The organism is Methanobrevibacter intestini (assembly GCF_047402955.1).
Classification (GTDB): Archaea; Methanobacteriota; Methanobacteria; order Methanobacteriales; family Methanobacteriaceae; genus Methanocatella; species Methanocatella intestini.
Genome location: NZ_CP187956.1, coordinates 1690146 through 1710141 on the forward strand (window position 1 = coordinate 1690146; position 19996 = coordinate 1710141).

The following is a 19996-nucleotide window of genomic DNA, read 5'->3' on the forward strand; positions in this document are numbered from 1 at the left end:
AAATTCTCTTTTTCTTTTTTTAATAAAAACCTTTATATATTTTAAATGTCTATTGTTATATGATATTATAACACACATTATAATTTCATTTATTTTTCGTAAGCCCTATTTTTAGGTTTACCCAAACATTTATATATGTTAAATAACTATTGTTATATATCACTATAACATGTGATATATTTATATTGAAAATCATAATGCACATCATATTTAGTTTAGAAGGGATATAAAATATGGGATTTTTAAGAATATGGGTTGTAGTGTAATAATATTAAATTTAAAAGAATTATAGGTGATTATATGGTAGAAAAAAGACAATACAAATCATCCACATTAGGTGTACGTGCAGGTCAAGAACCGGATCCAGTTACTGGAGCATGTGCTGTACCGATTTATCAAACAAGTTCATATGTATTTAAAGATGCTGCAGAAGCAGCAAGGAGGTTTGGATTACAGGAATTTGGTCAAATTTACTCCAGATTAACTAATCCAACAACTGAAGTATTTGAAAAAAGGATAGCTGCTATTGAAGGAGGTAATTCTGGATTAGGTACTTCAAGCGGTCTTGCAGCAATTACTTATGCAATTTTAAACATTACCTCTCCAGGTGATGAAATTGTATCTGCAGATAATCTTTACGGCGGAACTTACCAGTTATTTGATTACACCTTCAAAGATTTGGCAAGGAATGTTAAATTTGTGGATTCAACTGATTTACAGGCATTTGAAGATGCGATTACTGATAAAACCAAAGCTGTTTACTGTGAATCTATCGGTAATCCAAAATTAGATGTGCCTGATTTCGAAGCTTTAGCTGAAATTGCTCATAGTCATGATATTCCATTAATTGTAGATAATACAATTGGTGTAGGTTTAGTAAGACCTTTGGAACATGGTGCTGACGTTATTGCAGCTTCTGCAACTAAATATGTTGGAGGTCATGGAACTTCTATTGGAGGATACATTGTAGATTCAGGTAAATTTAACTGGGGTAATGGTAAATTCCCACAATTTACAGAACCTGATCCAAGTTATCATGGATTAGTATTCTGGGATGCATTTGGAGATGTTCCAGAACTTGGAAATATAGCTTTTACCTTAAGGGCTAGAGCAAGATTATTACGTGACTTGGGATCAACTCAGGCACCAGTTAACAGTTTCTTGTTTTTACAAGGGCTTGAAAGTTTGGATGTGAGAGTAAAAAGACATTCTGAAAATGCTTTAAAAGTAGCTAAATTCTTAGAATCCCATCCTAAAGTTAAATGGGTAAGTTACCCTGGTTTAGAATCTCATCCTTCACATGAAACTGCTAAAAAATACTTAAATGGTTATTATGCAGGTATTTTAGGTGTTGGTATTGAAGGCGGAGAGGAAGCAGGTAAGGAATTTATCAATAACTTGGAATTATTCTCTCTTCTTGCAAATATTGGTGATGCAAAAAGTTTAGCAATACATCCTGCAAGTACTACTCACCAACAACTTTCAGAAGAAGAACAATTAGCTACTGGTGTTACACCGGACTTTGTAAGGTTGTCTATTGGTCTTGAAGATGCAGATGACTTGATTGATGATCTTTCACGTGCTTTAGATAAAATTTAAATTTTAATAAAAAAATAAAAGGAGATTATAAGATGTATTTGGATAATTCAGCAACTACTGCAGTTAGTGAAGAAGTACTAAAAGAAATGGAGCCTTATTTCAGAGAATCCTATGGAAATCCGTCTACTTTGTACTCTGTTGGTCGTGAAGCTAAAAAGGGTTTAGATGAAGCAAGACAAAGAGTAGCTGATGCTATTAATGCTGATTCTAAAGAAATAATATTTACCAGTGGCGGATCAGAATCTGATAATTTAGCTATTAAAGGTATAGCTTTAAAATTAAGAGGTAAGGGAAACCATATTATTACTTCTGAAATTGAACATCCTGCAGTTAAAGAAACACTCCATTTCCTTGAAACTTTAGATTTCAAAGTAACTTACCTTCCGGTTTATGAAAACGGTATTGTAAAAGTCGAGGATGTTAAAGATGCTATTACTCCAGAAACAATCTTAATTACCATTATGCACGGTAATAATGAAATTGGTACTCTTCAGCCAATTGCTGAGATTGGTAAATTAGCAAGAGAACATAAAATTCTTTTCCACACTGATGCAGTTCAGACATTCGGTAAAGTTAAAGTGGATGTTGAAGAATTAAATGTTGATTTATTATCCTTATCATCTCATAAAATCCATGGTCCAAAAGGTGTTGGAGCATTATATATTAAAAAAGGTGTTAGAATAACTCCTCTTATTCATGGTGGTGGCCAGGAAAGAGGAATCAGATCAGGTACTGAAAATATTCCAGGTATTGTTGGATTTGGTAAAGCCTGTGAAATAGCTAATAGTAATCTGGAAGAAAATTATGAAAGATTAGTCAAAACAAGAGATGAAATTATTGAAAAAGTATTGGATGCAGTTCCTGAATCTTATCTTAATGGTGATAGAAATGAAAGACTGCCTAATATCATTAATTTCAGATTCTCATCTATTGAAGGAGAATCATTAATTCTTCTTTTAGATGCAAAAGGATATCAGGCATCAACAGGGTCAGCATGTTCATCTAAAACTTTAGAAGCATCTCCTGTATTAAAAGCTCTTAATCTTGATGATGTTGATGTACATGGTTCCTTAAGAATATCTTTAGGTTCCCAAACTCACTTCGATGATGTTGACGGTTTAGTAGAAGCAATTAAAGAGTCAGTAGCTACTTTAAGGAAAATGTCTCCTTTATGGAATTCTGATGAAAAATATGAAGAAATGATGGGTCAAAGTAAATAAATTGAGGTGTTAAATATGTACAGTGAAAAAGTTATGGATCATTTTGCAAATCCAAGAAATTCAGGAGAAATGGAAAATCCTGACGGAGTAGGAACAGTAGGAAACCCAACCTGCGGGGATTTGATGACTATATATATTAAAGTTAAAGACGATGTTATTGATGATATCTCCTTCCAAACTTTTGGTTGCGGAGCAGCTATTGCTACAAGCAGTATGATTACTGAAATAGCTATTGGCAAAACATTAGAAGAAGCATTAAAAATTAGCCGTAATGATGTTGCAGAAGAATTGGATGGTCTTCCACCAGTTAAAATGCACTGTTCCAATTTGGCTGCAGATGCACTTAAGGCAGCTATTGATAACTATTATGAAAAGTCTAATTAAAGCTGTTCAAGGTTTACAATCATTAATTTTCTGCTTGGTTGTTAATATTGGTGGCATTAATCTTTTAAGGAAGTTAAACTGCCCGGCTATTTGAACATTAAGAAATAATCATGATTTTATTAATATTGCGAAAGTATTATATGCTTATTATATATAATATTAAATTAAGAAATTTTTCTTTTGCAGATGGAATTTTTTATAATTCCTAGAAATTTTTCTTTTGCAGATGGAATTTTTTATAGTAAGTGTAAATGAGTTGATATTAATGATAAATAAATTAATCAAACGTGATGCTTATGTTAATCAATTAAAAGATTATATTAACTCTGATTTTGTTAAAGTATACATTGGAATTAGAAGGTCGGGTAAAACCAGTTTAATGTATAATATTATTGATGAACTTAAGTCAATGGGTATTGAAGATGAAAACATAATATTCATCTCCTTTGAATCAAGAGAATATGCATACATTGATAATTCAAAACAGTTAGATGAAATTGTTTATAACAAAACTGAAAACCTTGAGGGAAAAATATATCTATTTTTTGATGAAATTCAACAAGTAAAAGGATGGGAAAAATCCATTAACAGCTATAGAGTTTTCATTGACTGTGACATATATATTACTGGTTCAAATTCAAAATTACTGTCTGGTGATTTGGCAACACTTTTGACTGGAAGATATCTTACAATCAATGTTTACCCATTTTCATTTAAAGAGTTCCTCAAATATAAAAATGAAGTCGAAGGAATTGAACTGTCAAATGATTCAATCAATAGATTATATGATGATTACTTCAACTTTGGAGGCATGCCGGGTATTTTATCATTGGGAAGCAATGAATTTAAAAAATTAGCACTAAAAGATATTCATAACTCCATATTGTTTGAAGATGTGGTTTCCAGATTTAAGATAAATAACATTGATTTGCTGCAACGTTTCACAAGATATATGATTAGCAGTACTGGGGAAATATTTTCATCCAAAAGCATAAAGAACTATTTAAAAAGCAATAATATCTATACTTCTCAAGACACGTTGCTTAAATATAATGAATATTTAAACCAATCATTTTTCATTTCCAAATGCAAATGCTTTGAATTGAAAGGAAGAAAAGAAATGAAAATCCTTGGAAAATATTATTTGATGGATCATGGCTTTCACCATGCACTAATCGAAGATAATATTTTGAAGGTAACTAAAATCCTAGAAAACATTGTTTATGTGGAACTATTGAGAAGAGGATACAAAGTCAATGTAGGCAGAAATAATGACAATACAGAAGTGGATTTTGTTTGTGAAAAATCAGGTAAATACAAATATGTCCAAGTATCCTACAGACTAACAAGTGAAAAAACATTAAATCGTGAAATCACTCCTTTATTAAGAATACCTGACAAATATGAATCAATATTAATAACAACTGAAAATCATGATTTTTCAAAAAAAGGTGTTAAACATATTAACATTATAGATTTTTTATGCGGAGATGATTTATAAAGGGAAAATTGGCGGTAACCTATTTTCGGATATGTGTTTGTTCAAAAAGTAGAATGCAATTCAAATAGTACTGTGAAAATAATCAATAATGTTATATACTTTAAAATATAAACTTTCTTTAAATTATTATGAGGAGATGTTTGTATGGTAGAATATGGAAAAATATTCAAATGTGAAGACTGCGGAAGCATAGTTGAAGTTTTAGTAGATGCACATGAAGAAAAAGACTGCTGTGACTCTTCTAAAAATGTAATTGAACCTCAAACTGAAGGAGATAAAGCTCCTAAACATGTTCCGGTTATATCAGTTGATGGGAATGAAGTTACAGTTGCTGTTGGTGAAGTTCAACATCCAATGGACGATGACCATTTCATCCAATTTGTTGAATTAATCGTTGGTGATGAAAGATATATTAAACATTTCAAACCGGGAGATGTTCCAAAAGCTACATTTACTGTTGATGCAGATTTACTTGCTGCAAACGAAGCAATTGCAAGGGAATTCTGTAACTTACATGGCCTTTGGGCCAGCCAATAAATTTTAAGATGCTTTTCTTAAAATTTATTTCTTTTTTTTATTACTGTGGAATCGGATATTTTCATAGCTGAGCAGATTATTTGACATCTATTATTATTTTGTTTAATTAATGTTTAATGTTATGAAAAATATGGTATAATTAGGAGCACATATTCTGTTTAAATCGCGAATTATATATTAATATTTTATAAAAAAAATTTTAAGTACTTGTTTTTATAAAAATTATATTGTGTCAGATTATAAGAAAACATTAATTTTTATTTTTCTTTTAGTTATAATGGCTATTGCTATTGTTTATGTTGGATTTTCTATGAATTCTCTTGATAATTCAATGGCTGAAATTAGTGATAATATAGCTAATGGTGATAAAGAGTATAATGATGCAGTAAATTTAATAAATAATAAAAATTATGATGATGCATTAGAAAAAGCACTTTATGCAAGCGATAATTTTAATAAAAGTTCAAGGGATTTGTTAGTTATACAAAATAGTAGTGATAATTTTAAAGAGGTCCATAAAGAATATATAGTTACTATTATTGATGAAGTAGAATTAAAGCAAGATGCTGCATCTAATTTGGTTCATGCTATTTATTATTTTAAAAATAATGATAATTCTACAGGAAGTAGTTATGGTAATAAGGCAAATAGCTTAATGGATGAAGCTATTCAGTATCAAGATGCAAGAAATAAGTTAGTTAATGATAATCCAAATTTATTCAGATAAAATTTTTACTTTAAAATGAGGTTTTTAAATTGAAAAAAAAGTGTCCAAAATGTAGGGGAACAGGTTCTGTAGTTGTAGATTATAAAGACTGTGATAGCTGTGGCGGAACTGGTTACCAAGATTCCTTTGATGTAGGAAATCATTTTAAAGGAGTTAATAGTAATGCAAAAGCTAAATTTGATTTAGGGGCTGATCAGGATATTCCATGTGAAGTTTGTCATGGAAAAGGTCAAATTGAAGTTTTTGAAGAATGCCCTAATTGTCATGGCAGTGGTCAGATTAATGTATGTAATGACTGTGGAAAACCAATTAGCGAAAAATATGATTTATGTAGAGATTGCCACACTAAAAGGAAGGAAGATAGAATGAAACGTGATAAAATACGGGAGAGAGAAAATGAAGTTAAAGATGTTTATGTCTTAGATGCATTATGTCAAATGAGGGATATGGACAGAGACAGACTTTATAAAGGTAGAGTTACCCGTGTTGAAAAATATGGTGCTTTTGTAACATTAAATAATAATGTCTGGGGACTTATGAGAGGAGATATATCTAATTATAAAGTTGGAGATGATGTTATTGTATTTATAACAGCCATTAAATCAAGGGAAAGAAAAATTGATTTGGCTCCGGCATATGTTAAAAATTATAATATTATAAAACAGACAAAAAGCATTCCTAGAACTATCATATCTGATTTGGAAGAAAAAATGGGTAAATTGGTTCGTGTTGACGGTGAAGTCCTACAGGTTCAGCAAACTTCCGGTCCGACTATTTTTACAATTACTGATGAATCAAATATTACTTGGGTAGCTGCTTTTGATGAAGCAGGAGTCAGAGCATATCCTGATATTGATGTTGGAGATGCTGTAGAAGTTTTAGGTGAAGTTAATCAGCATGGTGGCAAACCTCAAATTGAATCCCAGTCTATTTCCAAATTGGAAGGTGAGAAAAAAGCCAAACTTCAGGATTTGATTGAAGATGCATTAAATAAAAGGGCAGAACCTGATGATGTTGATTTCATGGTTAAAAGTGATGTTTTAAACAGATTGAAACCTAAAATGAGGGAAGCAGCTCAAAAGATTAGGAGAGCTATTTTAGATGGCAGATCTATTTTATTAAGACATCATAACGATGCAGATGGTATCTGTTCTGGAGTAGCTATGGAAAAAGCTATTGTTCCTCTTGTTGAACAGGTAAATCCAAGTAATGATGCCCAATATTATTATTTCAAAAGGTCTCCAAGTAAAGCTCCGTTTTATGAATTGGAAGATGTAGTTAAGGATTTGTCTTTTGCTCTTGAAGACAAAGAAAGACATGGCCAAAAATTGCCGTTAATTGTTTTACTGGATAATGGTTCTACAGAAGAGGATATTGTAGCTTTAATGCAGGCTAAAATTTATGATGTGGAAGTTGTAGTAATTGATCATCACTCTCCTGGAGAATTGCTTACTAAAGAGGAAAAAGATGGGGAAATTATTGGGGGAACTGTTGTTGTTGATGAATATGTTGATACTCATGTAAATCCTTATCTGGTTGGGGGAGATTCTCAGCTAACTGCAGGAGCACTGGCTACTGAAGTGGCACATATTATAAATCCTGAAATTAAAGATTTAATCAAACATCTTCCGGCTATTGCAGCTTTAGGAGATCATGCTGAATGTGGTGAAGTTTATCAGTATCTTGAATTGGCAGCAGAAAAAGGATTTACTAAAGAACATTTAGCTAAAATAGCTGAATGTGTTGACTTTGAAGCTTATTTCCTTAGGTTTATGAATGGTAGAGGAATTATGGATACTATTTTAGCTGTTGATAATATTGATAAGCATGAAAAAATGATTGATGCATTGTATAAAGAATATTTAAAACGTGTTGATACTCAACTTAAAGCAGCTATTCCTAATATTGAGAAAGCTCATTTTGAGAATGGTATTTACTTCAATATGATTGATGTTGAAAAATATGCTCATAAATTTACATTCCCTGCTCCTGGAAAAACCTGCGGTTTTGTTCATGATAGTGTTGTTCAGGAATTAGGTGAGGATAAACCAATTATAACTTTAGGACATGGTCCTGATTTTGGTGTAATAAGAGCTACGGATGCTGTTAATGAAAAATTTGGATTCAGTGTCAATAATATTGTTCCTAAACTAGCTGAAATGATACCTTCAGCAGGTATTGACGGAGGAGGCCATGAATGTGCCGGTTCTATAAAATACATTGAAGGTTTAGGGGAAGAAGTTTTAGATGGTTTTGTTAATGAAATAAGAAACATGAGTGAACTTTAAATGAAATATTGTCCTAAATGCGGTTTTGAAAATGCTAATTATGCCAAATTTTGTGTAAAATGCGGCAATTCTTTTGTTGACATGGACATTAATACAATTAAAAAACATAATTCAATTATGAATTCCATGTATTCAAAAGAAACAAGCGAAATTTCACAAAAGAAAAAGGTTAATAATACATTTAATGAATCACATTTTAAAGATAATGTGCATACTAAACCAACTTTTAAATTCAAATTGTTTCATATATTTGATGAGAGAAAAAATAAATACAGGATTAGCAAATTAAGAGTAATTTTAGCAATGGAAGCTGTTTTCTTTTTTACAGTTTCTGTTTATATTTCCTTATTTGTAGATTCTGAATTTTTTTTAAGTGAATTTGCGGTTAATCCTGTTGTTGCGATTTTGCTGTTGATATGTGTAAGTATAGTTATAGCAGGATTATTTGTAATTCCTACGGGGATTATAGGGTGGATTTTAAGAAGAATTTATCTTTATTTGACTAAATGATGATGTGTATGGGTTTACAAAATTATTGTGGCAATTGTGGCAAAAGATTATCCCTTAATGAAGAATACTGCAGGAATTGTGGAGCTAGAACAGTATTTACGGATAATGGGGATGATTATATGTTTACACTTCCAATTTATGACATCGGATTTTTTGATTTGGATATAGATTTTTCACCTTATATTGAAAGCACCAGAAAAGATTTTAAATATGAAATCTGTTCCTGCGGATATTTAAATTTTAAAGAAAATGATTACTGTTATCATTGTGGTGTTAAAAGAACACATAGTAAATTAAGAAGAATTTTTAAATCTGAACCAAAACCTACCTTTTCATTTACAACCGTTACCTGTGAATGCGGACATGTTAATTCTAAAGAAAACTTGTTTTGTGAAATGTGTGGGAAAAAATTAGTTGAAGATGAAGAAACTCCATTAAGAGATCTTTACAGTAATTTCGAATTTGAATGTGATTATCCTATTTTTTGTTTTTGCGGACAGGAAAATGATGAATTCAGTCAGTTTTGCAGTAACTGTGGATTTCCGTTAGATAATTTTGAAAAAACTAATGGAAATATTCAAAAATTATGTTTTTGCTCTACATTAAATGATGTTACTGCTGATTTCTGTGTTGACTGTGGAATTGACTTAAAAAATGAAAACAAAGCTTTAATTTGTGTTTGTGGAACTAAAAATCCAATATCTGCCAAATTTTGTAGCAGCTGCGACAGACAATTGAATCCAAAACGTTTTGTTAAATCTAAATTGGTTTGTAGTTGTGGAAAAATTGTAGATTATGATGTTGAATTTTGCCCTAATTGCGGTAAAAACATTAAAAAAGCCATGAATCGTAAAATTAAATTGTCAAATGCTGGAAAGTCTATAAGAAATGTTTTCAGATAAGGTGTAGTTATGAAAGAATGTGATGTATGTGGAACTCCTAATCTTAAAGCAAATAATTATTGCACTCACTGTGGAAATAGAATAGCTATGGATAATATCTGTCCATTTTGCGGGGAATTAAATTCAGATGATAGCAGTTATTGCAGTAATTGCAATAAGCAAATTCGTCCGGTATCTATTGATAGCTTTGAAAAGCTGTTTACTGATTATAATAAATTATTATTAGCTAAAGCTGAAATTTCTGATGAAGATTATAATAAATTATTATCAAATATTTTTAAGAAATTAAAATTTTCAAAGATTGTAGGTCATAATCCTAAAGAAAAAATATTAAGTATAGCAGAAGTATTTGCCGAATGTAGACCAAAGGCCAGAGGTGAAGAACTCGGATTCGAATTTGGTCATGTTTTGTATTATGATGACCGTTTGGATGATTCATTTCAGATAGCTACTATTATTCATGAATTGACTCATTTTTTATTGTTTGACATAATTGAAAGTTTGCTTTGTGATGTGTTTCAAGTAAAGCAGTCTTCTACATTAGAAGGTTTTGTCTGGTATTGTTTGTCTAATGATTTGGCTTTAATGAATGAATATTGTGCTCATACTGTTGAAGGAAGGTTTATTCCTCATGGATATCAAAATTATGCTTCTTTTGAGAATTTGCTTGAAGAAACAACTTTTGATGATGAAAAAATTGGGATTTTGATGGTGCTGGGCAATACTTTTGCCGAGGAAATAATTGGTCAGCTGGAAGATTATATAGATTATGATTTAAGGGAAGCTATTAAACTGCAATATAAAAAAGATTTAAAAAATCCGGATTATAAGTCTATAGGTTACGAGTCTATGGACTCTGTGAAAATGGATGTTAAAAATCAGATTATATTTAATTATTTATTTGATAGCTTTGATGAAGCTTCAGATGTTAATAATCGTGAAAATTTGGAATTTTTAAAGGAAGGTATTAAAAACAGGGTTTAAATTATTTTTTTTAAAGAAACATAAGAAAAGAAAAATGTAATTGTTAAAGGAAGTATGAAAAGTGCAGTTTCAGTTTTCTTCCTCTTTTTTTTCATTTATAGATTCCAATACTTCTTTACCTGTATCAGTTAATCTGTACAATCTTCCTTTTCTAGCTTCTTCATTTATACATTCTACGATTTCTTTACTTTTAAGTTCACTTAAAACTTTAGAAATATGGTTTGTTCTAATACCGCTGTCTTTTGCAATGTTTGTTGGTATTTTAACATTATTTCCAATAGATTTTAAGGTTTTTTCTCTGTACTTTGAAATTTCAACATATGAAGTTAATTTCAAAAGTTCGTCATCTTTTTGTGACATGTTAGTATACTCTATATCTCATAATATAAAATGTTTTGTACTATTATATGTTCTTCCTATGGTCATCTTTAACACAATTAATATTATCTTTTTCCATTTTTTTATAATTTTGTTTAGTTTATTTAAATTTTGTTATATGTTCATTTGCTATTTTATTGTAGTTTATATATAATGTTTATTTTAGCTTTTTTGAAAGGAATGTTGATTATATCAACATTCAACTGTTTATTTTGAAACAATTTTTATAAGTTTGGTTATTTTTTTGGAAGTTGTACAATTTTTTTCAAAATTTTTTCAGGCATTTGTTGATTTGATTTTGGGGGGGGGTAAAAAGCTTTGAAATATTTTAATTGAACTTTTTAACATTTGTTTAATCTAAAAAAACGATTGCATAAACAACTGTTTTCTTAAAAACATTTATATGTTTAACTGTACAATTAAAATATATCTATTTTAAAATAATGTGGGTAGAAATGAACAGTAATAAAGAAAAATAGATATTTTTTAAATGATGTGTTAATATGGGTATGGGTAAAGAAAAGGATATATTTGATGATATGTCTTTAATTTTATTGATGTACAATATATCTCAGAATGGAATTAAGTTTGCAAGGTCAAAATCAAAGGAACTGACTAATCTTCGTGATAGTTATTATCTGCTTAAAATTTATTTTTCTGAAATTGAATTGTCACAGGAGGATCTCTGTGATATATTTTGTCAAAGTAAAGGAACTGTAGCTAAAACTCTTAGAAAATTAGAAGACAAAGGTTATATTGAAAGAATAATAAATAAGGATAATAGACGAAAATATATCTTAAAATTAACTAAAAAAGGAGAGGAAGTAATCCCTGTTTTAAAAAGAGAGGTGGATTACTGGCATAATTCAGTAGGACTTGCTAAAATAAGTGATGAATCTATGGCTGTAATACGGGATGTAGCTAGAAAGAGTTACAATTTAGTAAATGACTGAGGTTTAAATAATGGATGAAGAGATACTTTATAAAAAAGCTAAAAGCCTTGTTAATAAAAAAGTAAAATTTTACAGATACTTATACGGTTATATTATTGTAAATGTATGTTTATTTTTTATTAATCTTTCAGAAATTCATGGAAATTGGACTAATTTACACCAGTGGTGGTTTTTATGGGTAACTGTTCTTTGGGGTGTCTGGTTAATATTTCATTATATTAAAGTATTTGTTCTTCATGACAGATTTGACGATGATTGGATGGAAGAGAAAATTCAAAAAGAAATGGATAAAATGAGGAAATAGGGTAATTATGGGTAATAAAAATGTTGAAGTAATGAGAGGTAATCCTGAAACAGCTGTTAAGAAATTGGCGATTCCAATTATGATTTCTATGCTTTTAACAGCATCCTATAATATTATTGACGGGATATGGATAGCAGGACTTGGTCAGGAAGCTATTGCAGGCATTGGTTTTATAACTCCAATTTTTATGATATTAAATGGGGTAAGTGTAGGACTTGGAAGTGGTGCAACAAGTAGTATAAGTCGTTTTATTGGAGCTAAAAATCATGAGAAAGCCAGTCAGTCAGCAGCACATTCTTTGCTGATTTTTTTAGTAGCTTCCATAGTTTTAACAATTGCATTATTGATTATTCAGGAACCTTTGCTTAAATTATACGGAGCAAGTGGCGAGTCATTAGCTCAGGGAATTAAATACGGAACTCCTTTATTTTTAGGTTTATTTGCTTTTATATTTGCAAATGGTGCAAGCGGCATCCTTCGTGGAGAAGGAGATATGAAAAGAGCAATGTATGCAGTTGTTGTTTCCGTAATATTAAATGCAATTTTAGATCCGATATGTATTTACATTTTAGGATGGGGATCAGCAGGAGCAGCTATTGCAACAATTTTAAGTTCAGTCTGTTCAGCTGTTGTTATATTGTACTGGATTTTAGTTAAAAAGGACACATATGTAGATGTTAATTTAGGTGAATTTAAATTTGATTCCAGTATAGCTAAAGATATTTTAAAAGTAGGTATTCCTGCATCAATGGATATGCTTGTAATGTCCATTGCAATGTCTTTGTATATGATATTTATTTCTTCAATTGCTGGAGAATTTGGAATAGCATCATTTACATCAGGTCAAAGATTATACTTGTTTGCAATAATGCCGCTTACAGCTATTGGAACAGCAGTTACAGCAGTTGTAGGCAGTTCATTTGGAGCTAAAAACGGAGAGTATATTTCAAGGGCGCATAAATTCGGTGCAAAATTTGGAATAATATTTGGAACATGTGTAACTATTGTTTTAGTAGTTTTTGCAACTCAATTAGCTACTATATTTGCATATACTGCTGAAACTGCACATTTGGTTCCGGAAATAACCAGATATTTACAAATAGCCTGTCTTTGTCTACCTTTAACCGGTGCAGGAATGGCTTCAAGTTTCTTTTATCAGGGAATTGGAAAAGGAACAATCAGTTTATCATGGACAATTATAAGGGAAGTTCTTTTTACTGTCGGAGCTACATTTTTCTTTGGAATTTACTTAGGCTGGGGATTAATTGGTATTTGGGCAGGATTGGCTATCGGACGTGCTGCTGCCAGTATCTTAAATTACTTCTATGCCAGATACACTATTAAGGGAATTAGAGAAACACTCGGAAACTAATTTCTTTAATCTTTTTTTATTTTTACTTTTTATAATTTTATTTAAAGCTGTGCACTGGTTTTAAAAAGAAATATTTAATATTTTAATTGGAGTATAAAGTGTAAATACAATATAATAACAATTCTGTTTTTTTTGTAATGTTAAAAAGTGTTTTTACGATGGAAATTTAATAAAAATGTGTAATTAATGCAGTTTTGTCTAAACTGTGGCAGAAAATTAGATGATGATGTGGTTTTGATATTGAAAATAATAAATCTTCAATAATTAAATCATCAGATAATGAGATTTTAGGAAATAATAAGCTTGTTATCAGCGGATTTATTGCTGTAGTCATTTTTATTTTAGTAATTGGAATATTCAGCTTAAATTTCGCTGATATAACAATGGGTGGAGTTAGTTTCAATATTCCTGCAGATTTTGAAGAAAATATTGATTTGCGCAGGGACGGTGAGCCAATGCCTTATGGCGGGATTCACATGCTAGTTTTTATCAGGATGGGGATGAAAATATGGTTGGTTTGGGTGTAAGTTTAGGTACTGATTATTCATATATTGATTTAACTCCTTTTTTCGAAGCTCAAAATGCAGCTAAAAAGAATATTGGTGGAAAAGAAAGAGGGTTATGGAGAGAATGGATCAATCGGGATACAAATGGCCAAAGCCAATATGGATATCTGTTTTCATATTTGGACTGTGAAAATATGGTTGTAATATATGCTTCTGAAGAGCATCTTATTGGGGAAGTTATTGCATAAGATAAAAATCATATAATTAAATTAATATGTATCTTGTGTTAAAAATAATAATGATTAACTAAATTTTTTTGATATTATGAAATGTGAAAATTGTGGATTTGAAAATAATGGAAAGGCTAAGTTTTGTACTCGGTGTGGTGCATCTTTAGCCCAAAAAAATGAAGTCCAAACTCAACAAAAAGATGGAAATAATACAAAATATTTGATTGTTGGTTTAACTGCACTTATTATAGTTCTTATATGTGCAATTGGTTATTTTGCAATAAATTTAAATGACGGGGGTGCAGATCAAGCAAGTGACTATTCTTCTGATAGTTCAGCTAGTTCCACATCTTCTGTTAATGAGTCTAGTTCTACTTCAAGTTCCGAATCTAGTTCAAGTGAATCCGGTGAATGGAAATTAATCGGTTCATATTCAGGTTCCGGTTCAGGTTCTCAGGCTGTTAGTGTTCCAGCGGGTAAAATAATGGTTAAAATTACAGCATATCCTATTAAAAATTATGCTACTAATCATTTGTATGTTTCTGGTTCTAATGGTCAGTCAGCAGGTGTTGATTGGGGTTCTAGAAGTGCAGTTGCAAGCAGATATGATTCTCTTACGTATGAATCATCATCTTCAGAAACTTTCAATATTGATTATTATGAAACTGTAAGCTGGTCTGTTGAATTCTATAAATATGAATGAGGAGTTTTAATGTTTTGTCCTAAATGTGGAAAAGATTTACCTGACAATTCAAAATTTTGCAAATATTGTGGCAGTCAGATTAAAAATAAAGGAACTTTAAGTCATGCTCCAACATCTGCTGGAGATGATGAGAATGGTAAAAATATAATTATAATAGGTTTAGTTGCATTAATCGTTGTTTTGATTATTGTTTTTGCAGCTATCGGTACTGGAATGTTTAGCGGTTCTAATGAAGAGATTTCTTCAGATGCTTCTTCATCATCTTCTTCTGTAAGTGGTGATTCTGGAGTTCAGTCATTGTCTTTAAGCAGTTTTCCAGTTTCTGAAGCACCTGGATTAGCACAGGCTATTAAAAATAATGGCGGCAATTTCCCGGTTAATTATAAGTCATTATCTTTATCTAAAGCACAGTGTCTGTATATTTTAACAAAATCCGTGGCTTTAATTGGTCAGGGAGATAGCGGAGCAACAATTTCTGTTGGAAATCCGTCTTATGCACCTCATCCTAGCGGTCGTGATTATTCAAATTCAATAGCTCAGGCTAATTATGTGGATATGTCTAACAGGTTCGCTTCCTGGATTGATAGAAACGGTCAGGTACCAAACTATGTCGGAATTTATACTGGTGGTGTTCCGGATATTTCACCATCTAAAATGTTGGATATTGAAATAGCTATTTTACTTCAATATGGAAGTACCGGTACCTTGCCGGCATCGGTTTCTGTTTAAGTGATTATTATAATCACTTTATTTTTTTATTTATTTGTTCATTTTTTAAGCTGTTTATCAATTATTATTTCATCTTTTTCTAAAATTATAAAAGTATTTATATATTCTAATTATAGATAATATAATAATCATCAATTTTTAAGTAATAATTTGATGAATGTATTAATTTATTCTGGTTTTTTTGAATAAAAGAATAAATATTTTAAAAAATTATGTGTTGGATATGAATATTAGATATGGTAATATTTTTATTTTCTTGCTTGTTTTGGCTATGATAGGAACTTTAGTAACTGGAAGTAATGTAAATTTCTTCCCATTTACTTATTTCATGTTTTTATTATTCTTTTTAATCTCAGCAGATTATTTTTATATTATTTTCCAGTATTATAAGCAAAAAAATATTAATAAATCTATAAAATTTGGAGTTCTTATAAATATTGTATTTATGATTCTGGTTGTCTATGCAATATTTAATTCTCCTCCATTAATTTTTTCTTAGTTTTTTGTAGTTTCACTCTACAAAAAATTATTTTCTTTTTTGATACTTTTTCCATAATATTAATAATAAATAAAATTTAATATTTAATATAGCGATTCAATAGGATTTTTAAAATGTTTTTTGATTTAAATGTTAAAGGAAATAGCTATGATAATAATTTAAAATTAGCTATGGAAGCTTCAAAGTATGGCTGGAATCATATTAATTTTTCTTATGATCAAAATAAATTTATGGGAGCTTTGGAGTTTAAAGAGGATTTGCAGGATAATTTGGATATTAATGTAAATTATACTTTGGAAATAGATTCCAATAATGCTAATGATATTAGAAAAATAGCTAGAAAGTTTAGGGATAAATCATCTTGTATTAGTGTAATCGGTGGTGATTTAAAAGTAAATCGGGCTGTTTTGGAAAATATTCAATTGGATGTTTTATCAAGGCCTTATTTAAAAAGATATGATAGTGGCATTAATCAGGTTTTAGCTAAAGAAGCTTTGAAAAATAATGTAGCTATTGAAATTTGCTTTATAGATATTTTGAAATCTTATTTAACACATAGAGCTAAAACAATAGCTAATATTAAGGACATAATTTCATTACATAGAAAATTTGACTTTCCATTAATTTTATCTTCAAGGGCAGAGTCTGTTTTTGATATTAAGACAACTAAGGATTTCGCTTCAGTGTTTCTTTCAATTGGACTAACTCAAAGGGAAATTGATAAATCATTCATAACAGCTAAAAACATTTTGGAATTTAATAAAAACAGAAAAAACATGATTTTAAAAGGAGTTAGGGAGGTTAATGATGAAGCTTAAGGTTCTTCCCCCTACACTTAGGAAAAATAACCGCTATCTGGCATTAGATGTTAAAGTTAAAAGTGTTATTTCTAAAGATGATCTGGTTAATATTGTTTGGAACGGATGTATTCGCTTTTTTGGTGAAAACGGAACAGGCAATTTTAGTTTATGGGTTATGAAGTTTTATGAGCTTGAAAAAACAGATGAGTATAATCATTATCAGGCCATTCTTCGCTGCCAGAGGGAGTATGTTGATGAAGTAAGATCTTCTCTTGCTTTAATTTATAAATATAATGGAAAAGATATTTCAGTTTCCACTATCGGTTTATCCGGAACTATCAAGGCCTGTCAGAAATTTATTGAAAAATAAAAAGGAAAAATTACGCAAAACTTCAGCTCGCGGACATAAAAAATCAAAAACCTTTTTCATATTCAACTATCAATTATTTTAATCGTTTATATTATTAAATTAATAATATGTAATATGATTAAAATTACATCTAAAATCATTGTTATATGATTTAACACATGATTCACCTCCTGGAGAGGTAAAACTTAAATTTAACTTTATCCGTTTATTTTTGATAAAGTTTATAATTTTTTTATTACTTTTACTATTATAAGTAATACTATTTATTATTATATAAACTGTGAAAAAGCTTATTTTAAAAAAAGTAGTTATGAGTCTAAAAAAGTTTGTAGGCTCTTGAAAAGTTTACAAACAAAACCACGAGATTCAGACTCTTTTTTTTATCAAAAACACGGAAGTGAAAATTGATAGTTTCTGTTTTAAACAGATTATAGAAGAATATATGGATTATATATTCTACAATTAACATTATTGTTATTTTAAGTATATATACTTATGGATTGTTCTTTGATTAGTTTTTATTTGGACATTAAATCTTTAATATTGATTTTAAATCTGAATATTGCTTTAATTATGAAATAATTATCATATTTCCGTATATCTGGTTATATGTCTAAAATTGTTTATGTATTTATTTAAAAAGTTTACAAACAAAACCACGAGATTCAGACTCTTTTTTTATCAAAAACACGAAAGTGAAAACTGATAAAAAATTTCTTTTAAATACTGAATTGTTAAGGGATTTTTTCTTAATTTTTTGCTGTTTGGTTATGGAAAGGTTTTTAATAACTTTTAGTTATTTTAAAATAGAAAACTTTATTAATAATATACACATATAAATATGAATTGAATTTATGGAAAAAAGATTTAAAAAACTATATCATTACAGATATGTAATGAAATACCATTTCATGGAGAATTTGGTTTATTTTTAAAATAATTGTATTTTTATAGTAGTTGAACTTAAATTTATTATAATATTAAAAAATGTGAGGTATTAATTTATGCAACCTTTACAAAATGCTGGTTATGACAGGGCAATTACTGTATTTAGCCCAGATGGAAGACTTTTCCAAGTAGAATATGCAAGAGAAGCTGTTAAAAGAGGAACCACTTCAATAGGAATTAAATGTTCTGAAGGTATTGTTTTAGCAGTTGATAAAAGAACTACTTCCAATTTAGTTGAAGCTACATCTATTGAAAAAATATTTAAAATAGATGAACATATTGGAGCAGCAACTTCAGGTCTTGTTGCTGATGCAAGAGCTTTAGTTGAAAGAGCAAGAGTAGAAGCTCAAATAAACAAAATCACCTACAGTGAACCTATTAGGGTAGATAGCTTATCTAAAAAATTATGTGATATGTTACAGATGTATACTCAAAATGGTGGAGTAAGGCCATTTGGTTCTGCTTTAATCATTGGTGGAGTATATGACGGTAGCTGCAAATTATTTGAAACGGACCCTAGTGGAGCATTAATTGAATATAAAGCAACTGCTATTGGATCAGGCAGATCTGCAGCTATGGATATCTTTGAAGATCAATATAAAGATGACATGAATTTAAATGATGCTATTAAGTTAGCATTAACAGCAATCAATGAAGCAACTGAACATGAAACTACTGCAAACAATGTTGAAATTGCTGTTATTAAATGTGATGAAGAAGTATACACTAAACTTTCTCAGGAAGAAGTACAAACTTTCATTGATGAAGTAGTATCTAAAGAAGAAAGTGAAGAATAAATAATTTAATTAGTTGGGGGTTTTTCAATGGTAAATGTAGATGATGCAATAATAGCTAAATATGAATATTGTGGGGAACATTTTGAAATATTAGTGGATCCGGATTTAGCAGCGGAATTTAGAAATCCTGATGGGAAGGATGTAGCTATTGAAGACCTTCTAGCTGTTGAAGAAATTTTTAAGGATTCTAAAAAAGGAGATAAAGCTTCTGAAGAAGCTATGCTTAAAATATTTGAAACTACAGATCCGATTGAAGTTTCTAAAGTTATACTTGAAAAAGGACATGTTCAATTAACTGCTGAACAAAAAAGACAAATGCAGGCTGATAAAAGAAGACTTGTTATTAATAAAATCTCTAGGGAAGCTATTAATCCTCAATCAGGTCTTCCTCACCCTGCACAAAGGATTGAAAATGCTGTTAATGAAGCTAAAGTTAAATTTGATCCTTTCATATCAGTTGATCAACAGGTACAAACAGCCCTAAAAGCTATTAAACCACTTATTCCAATCAGGTTTGAAAAAGTTAAAGTAGCTGTTCGACTTCCAGGTTCTTCAGCAGGAGGAGCATACTCTGCAATTCATCATTTTGGTGAAATTCTTAATGAGGAATGGCAACAGGATGGTTCCTGGATTGGTATTGTTGAGATGCCTGGTGGCCTTCAAGATGATTTCGCCGCTAAAATGGCTGAAATTTCAAGTGGTGAAGCAGAAACAAAAACTATCAAATAATTAAATTAATTTTCAACTTATGGGAT

22 protein-coding genes are annotated in these 19996 nt (G+C 30.0%); 21 read left to right on the forward strand and 1 reads right to left on the reverse strand.

The features are described from left to right. Positions 1-300 precede the first annotated feature (300 nt). The 10 genes from ACMC9J_RS07955 (at position 301) to ACMC9J_RS08000 (ending at position 10652) form a co-directional block, all read left to right on the forward strand. On the forward strand, positions 301-1599 hold the full coding sequence (locus ACMC9J_RS07955) for an O-acetylhomoserine aminocarboxypropyltransferase/cysteine synthase family protein (protein WP_019266227.1): 1299 nt from the start codon (positions 301-303) through the stop codon (positions 1597-1599). 32 nt (positions 1600-1631) lie between these two features. Continuing rightward, positions 1632-2819: a cysteine desulfurase family protein gene (locus ACMC9J_RS07960; RefSeq protein WP_427003194.1), complete on the forward strand. Its 1188-nt coding sequence runs from the start codon at positions 1632-1634 to the stop codon at positions 2817-2819. 15 nt (positions 2820-2834) lie between these two features. Continuing rightward, positions 2835-3203: a Fe-S cluster assembly scaffold protein NifU gene (gene nifU, locus ACMC9J_RS07965; protein WP_019264180.1), complete on the forward strand. Its 369-nt coding sequence runs from the start codon at positions 2835-2837 to the stop codon at positions 3201-3203. A 265-nt stretch (positions 3204-3468) separates the two neighbouring features. Beyond that, positions 3469-4704 carry an ATP-binding protein gene (locus ACMC9J_RS07970; RefSeq protein WP_427003195.1) on the forward strand — a complete coding sequence of 412 codons (1236 nt, stop codon included), beginning with the start codon at positions 3469-3471 and terminating at the stop codon, positions 4702-4704. A gap of 144 nt (positions 4705-4848) precedes the next feature. Continuing rightward, positions 4849-5241 carry a desulfoferrodoxin family protein gene (locus tag ACMC9J_RS07975; protein ID WP_019264177.1) on the forward strand — a complete coding sequence of 131 codons (393 nt, stop codon included), beginning with the start codon at positions 4849-4851 and terminating at the stop codon, positions 5239-5241. Positions 5242-5518: 277 nt separating this feature from the next. Continuing rightward, positions 5519-5968, forward strand: a complete 450-nt coding sequence (locus ACMC9J_RS07980) for a hypothetical protein (protein WP_019264176.1) — start codon at positions 5519-5521, stop codon at positions 5966-5968. A 29-nt stretch (positions 5969-5997) separates the two neighbouring features. Continuing rightward, the gene (locus tag ACMC9J_RS07985) at positions 5998-8256 is read left to right on the forward strand and encodes a DHH family phosphoesterase (RefSeq protein ID WP_019264175.1); all 2259 of its coding nucleotides are present in this window, start codon (positions 5998-6000) and stop codon (positions 8254-8256) included. Further along, on the forward strand, positions 8257-8766 hold the full coding sequence (locus ACMC9J_RS07990; protein WP_019264174.1) for a zinc ribbon domain-containing protein: 510 nt from the start codon (positions 8257-8259) through the stop codon (positions 8764-8766). It abuts the gene before it with no gap. Next, positions 8766-9668, forward strand: a complete 903-nt coding sequence (locus ACMC9J_RS07995) for a double zinc ribbon domain-containing protein (RefSeq protein WP_427003644.1) — start codon at positions 8766-8768, stop codon at positions 9666-9668. Before ACMC9J_RS07990 ends, ACMC9J_RS07995 begins: the two co-directional genes overlap by 1 nt. Positions 9669-9677: 9 nt before the next feature. Further along, positions 9678-10652, forward strand: a complete 975-nt coding sequence (locus ACMC9J_RS08000; RefSeq protein ID WP_019268361.1) for a zinc ribbon domain-containing protein — start codon at positions 9678-9680, stop codon at positions 10650-10652. A 69-nt stretch (positions 10653-10721) separates the two neighbouring features. Here the strand turns inward: ACMC9J_RS08000 and ACMC9J_RS08005 are convergent, their stop codons facing one another. After that, positions 10722-11012, reverse strand: coding sequence for a winged helix-turn-helix domain-containing protein (locus ACMC9J_RS08005; protein WP_427003196.1), 291 nt, complete (start codon positions 11010-11012; stop codon positions 10722-10724). A gap of 521 nt (positions 11013-11533) precedes the next feature. Between ACMC9J_RS08005 and ACMC9J_RS08010 the strand changes: the two genes are divergently transcribed. The 11 genes from ACMC9J_RS08010 (at position 11534) to ACMC9J_RS08060 (ending at position 19970) form a co-directional block, all read left to right on the forward strand. Then, entirely contained in the window at positions 11534-11983 is a 450-nt protein-coding gene (locus tag ACMC9J_RS08010) for a MarR family winged helix-turn-helix transcriptional regulator (protein ID WP_427003197.1), read from the forward strand. A 10-nt stretch (positions 11984-11993) separates the two neighbouring features. Next, positions 11994-12287: a 2TM domain-containing protein gene (locus tag ACMC9J_RS08015; RefSeq protein ID WP_019264170.1), complete on the forward strand. Its 294-nt coding sequence runs from the start codon at positions 11994-11996 to the stop codon at positions 12285-12287. Positions 12288-12294: 7 nt separating this feature from the next. Further along, entirely contained in the window at positions 12295-13659 is a 1365-nt protein-coding gene (locus tag ACMC9J_RS08020) for an MATE family efflux transporter (RefSeq protein WP_427003198.1), read from the forward strand. A 508-nt stretch (positions 13660-14167) separates the two neighbouring features. Continuing rightward, positions 14168-14413: a hypothetical protein gene (locus tag ACMC9J_RS08025; protein ID WP_427003199.1), complete on the forward strand. Its 246-nt coding sequence runs from the start codon at positions 14168-14170 to the stop codon at positions 14411-14413. Positions 14414-14489: 76 nt separating this feature from the next. Further along, positions 14490-15098: a zinc ribbon domain-containing protein gene (locus ACMC9J_RS08030; RefSeq protein ID WP_019266216.1), complete on the forward strand. Its 609-nt coding sequence runs from the start codon at positions 14490-14492 to the stop codon at positions 15096-15098. 9 nt (positions 15099-15107) lie between these two features. Beyond that, positions 15108-15827: a zinc-ribbon domain-containing protein gene (locus ACMC9J_RS08035; protein ID WP_019266215.1), complete on the forward strand. Its 720-nt coding sequence runs from the start codon at positions 15108-15110 to the stop codon at positions 15825-15827. A 223-nt stretch (positions 15828-16050) separates the two neighbouring features. After that, positions 16051-16326, forward strand: coding sequence for a hypothetical protein (locus tag ACMC9J_RS08040; protein ID WP_019266214.1), 276 nt, complete (start codon positions 16051-16053; stop codon positions 16324-16326). Positions 16327-16439: 113 nt separating this feature from the next. Continuing rightward, positions 16440-17144: a ribonuclease P protein component 3 gene (rnp3, locus tag ACMC9J_RS08045; RefSeq protein ID WP_427003200.1), complete on the forward strand. Its 705-nt coding sequence runs from the start codon at positions 16440-16442 to the stop codon at positions 17142-17144. Beyond that, positions 17134-17496: an Rpp14/Pop5 family protein gene (locus ACMC9J_RS08050; protein ID WP_019266212.1), complete on the forward strand. Its 363-nt coding sequence runs from the start codon at positions 17134-17136 to the stop codon at positions 17494-17496. The genes rnp3 and ACMC9J_RS08050 overlap by 11 nt, the downstream gene beginning before the upstream one ends. Before the next feature lie 1004 nt (positions 17497-18500). Beyond that, complete coding sequence (gene psmA, locus ACMC9J_RS08055) at positions 18501-19241, forward strand: archaeal proteasome endopeptidase complex subunit alpha (RefSeq protein WP_094516136.1); 741 nt, start codon at positions 18501-18503, stop codon at positions 19239-19241. 27 nt (positions 19242-19268) lie between these two features. Next, positions 19269-19970, forward strand: a complete 702-nt coding sequence (locus ACMC9J_RS08060; RefSeq protein WP_019266210.1) for a ribosome assembly factor SBDS — start codon at positions 19269-19271, stop codon at positions 19968-19970. The last annotated feature ends 26 nt before the right edge of the window (positions 19971-19996 follow it).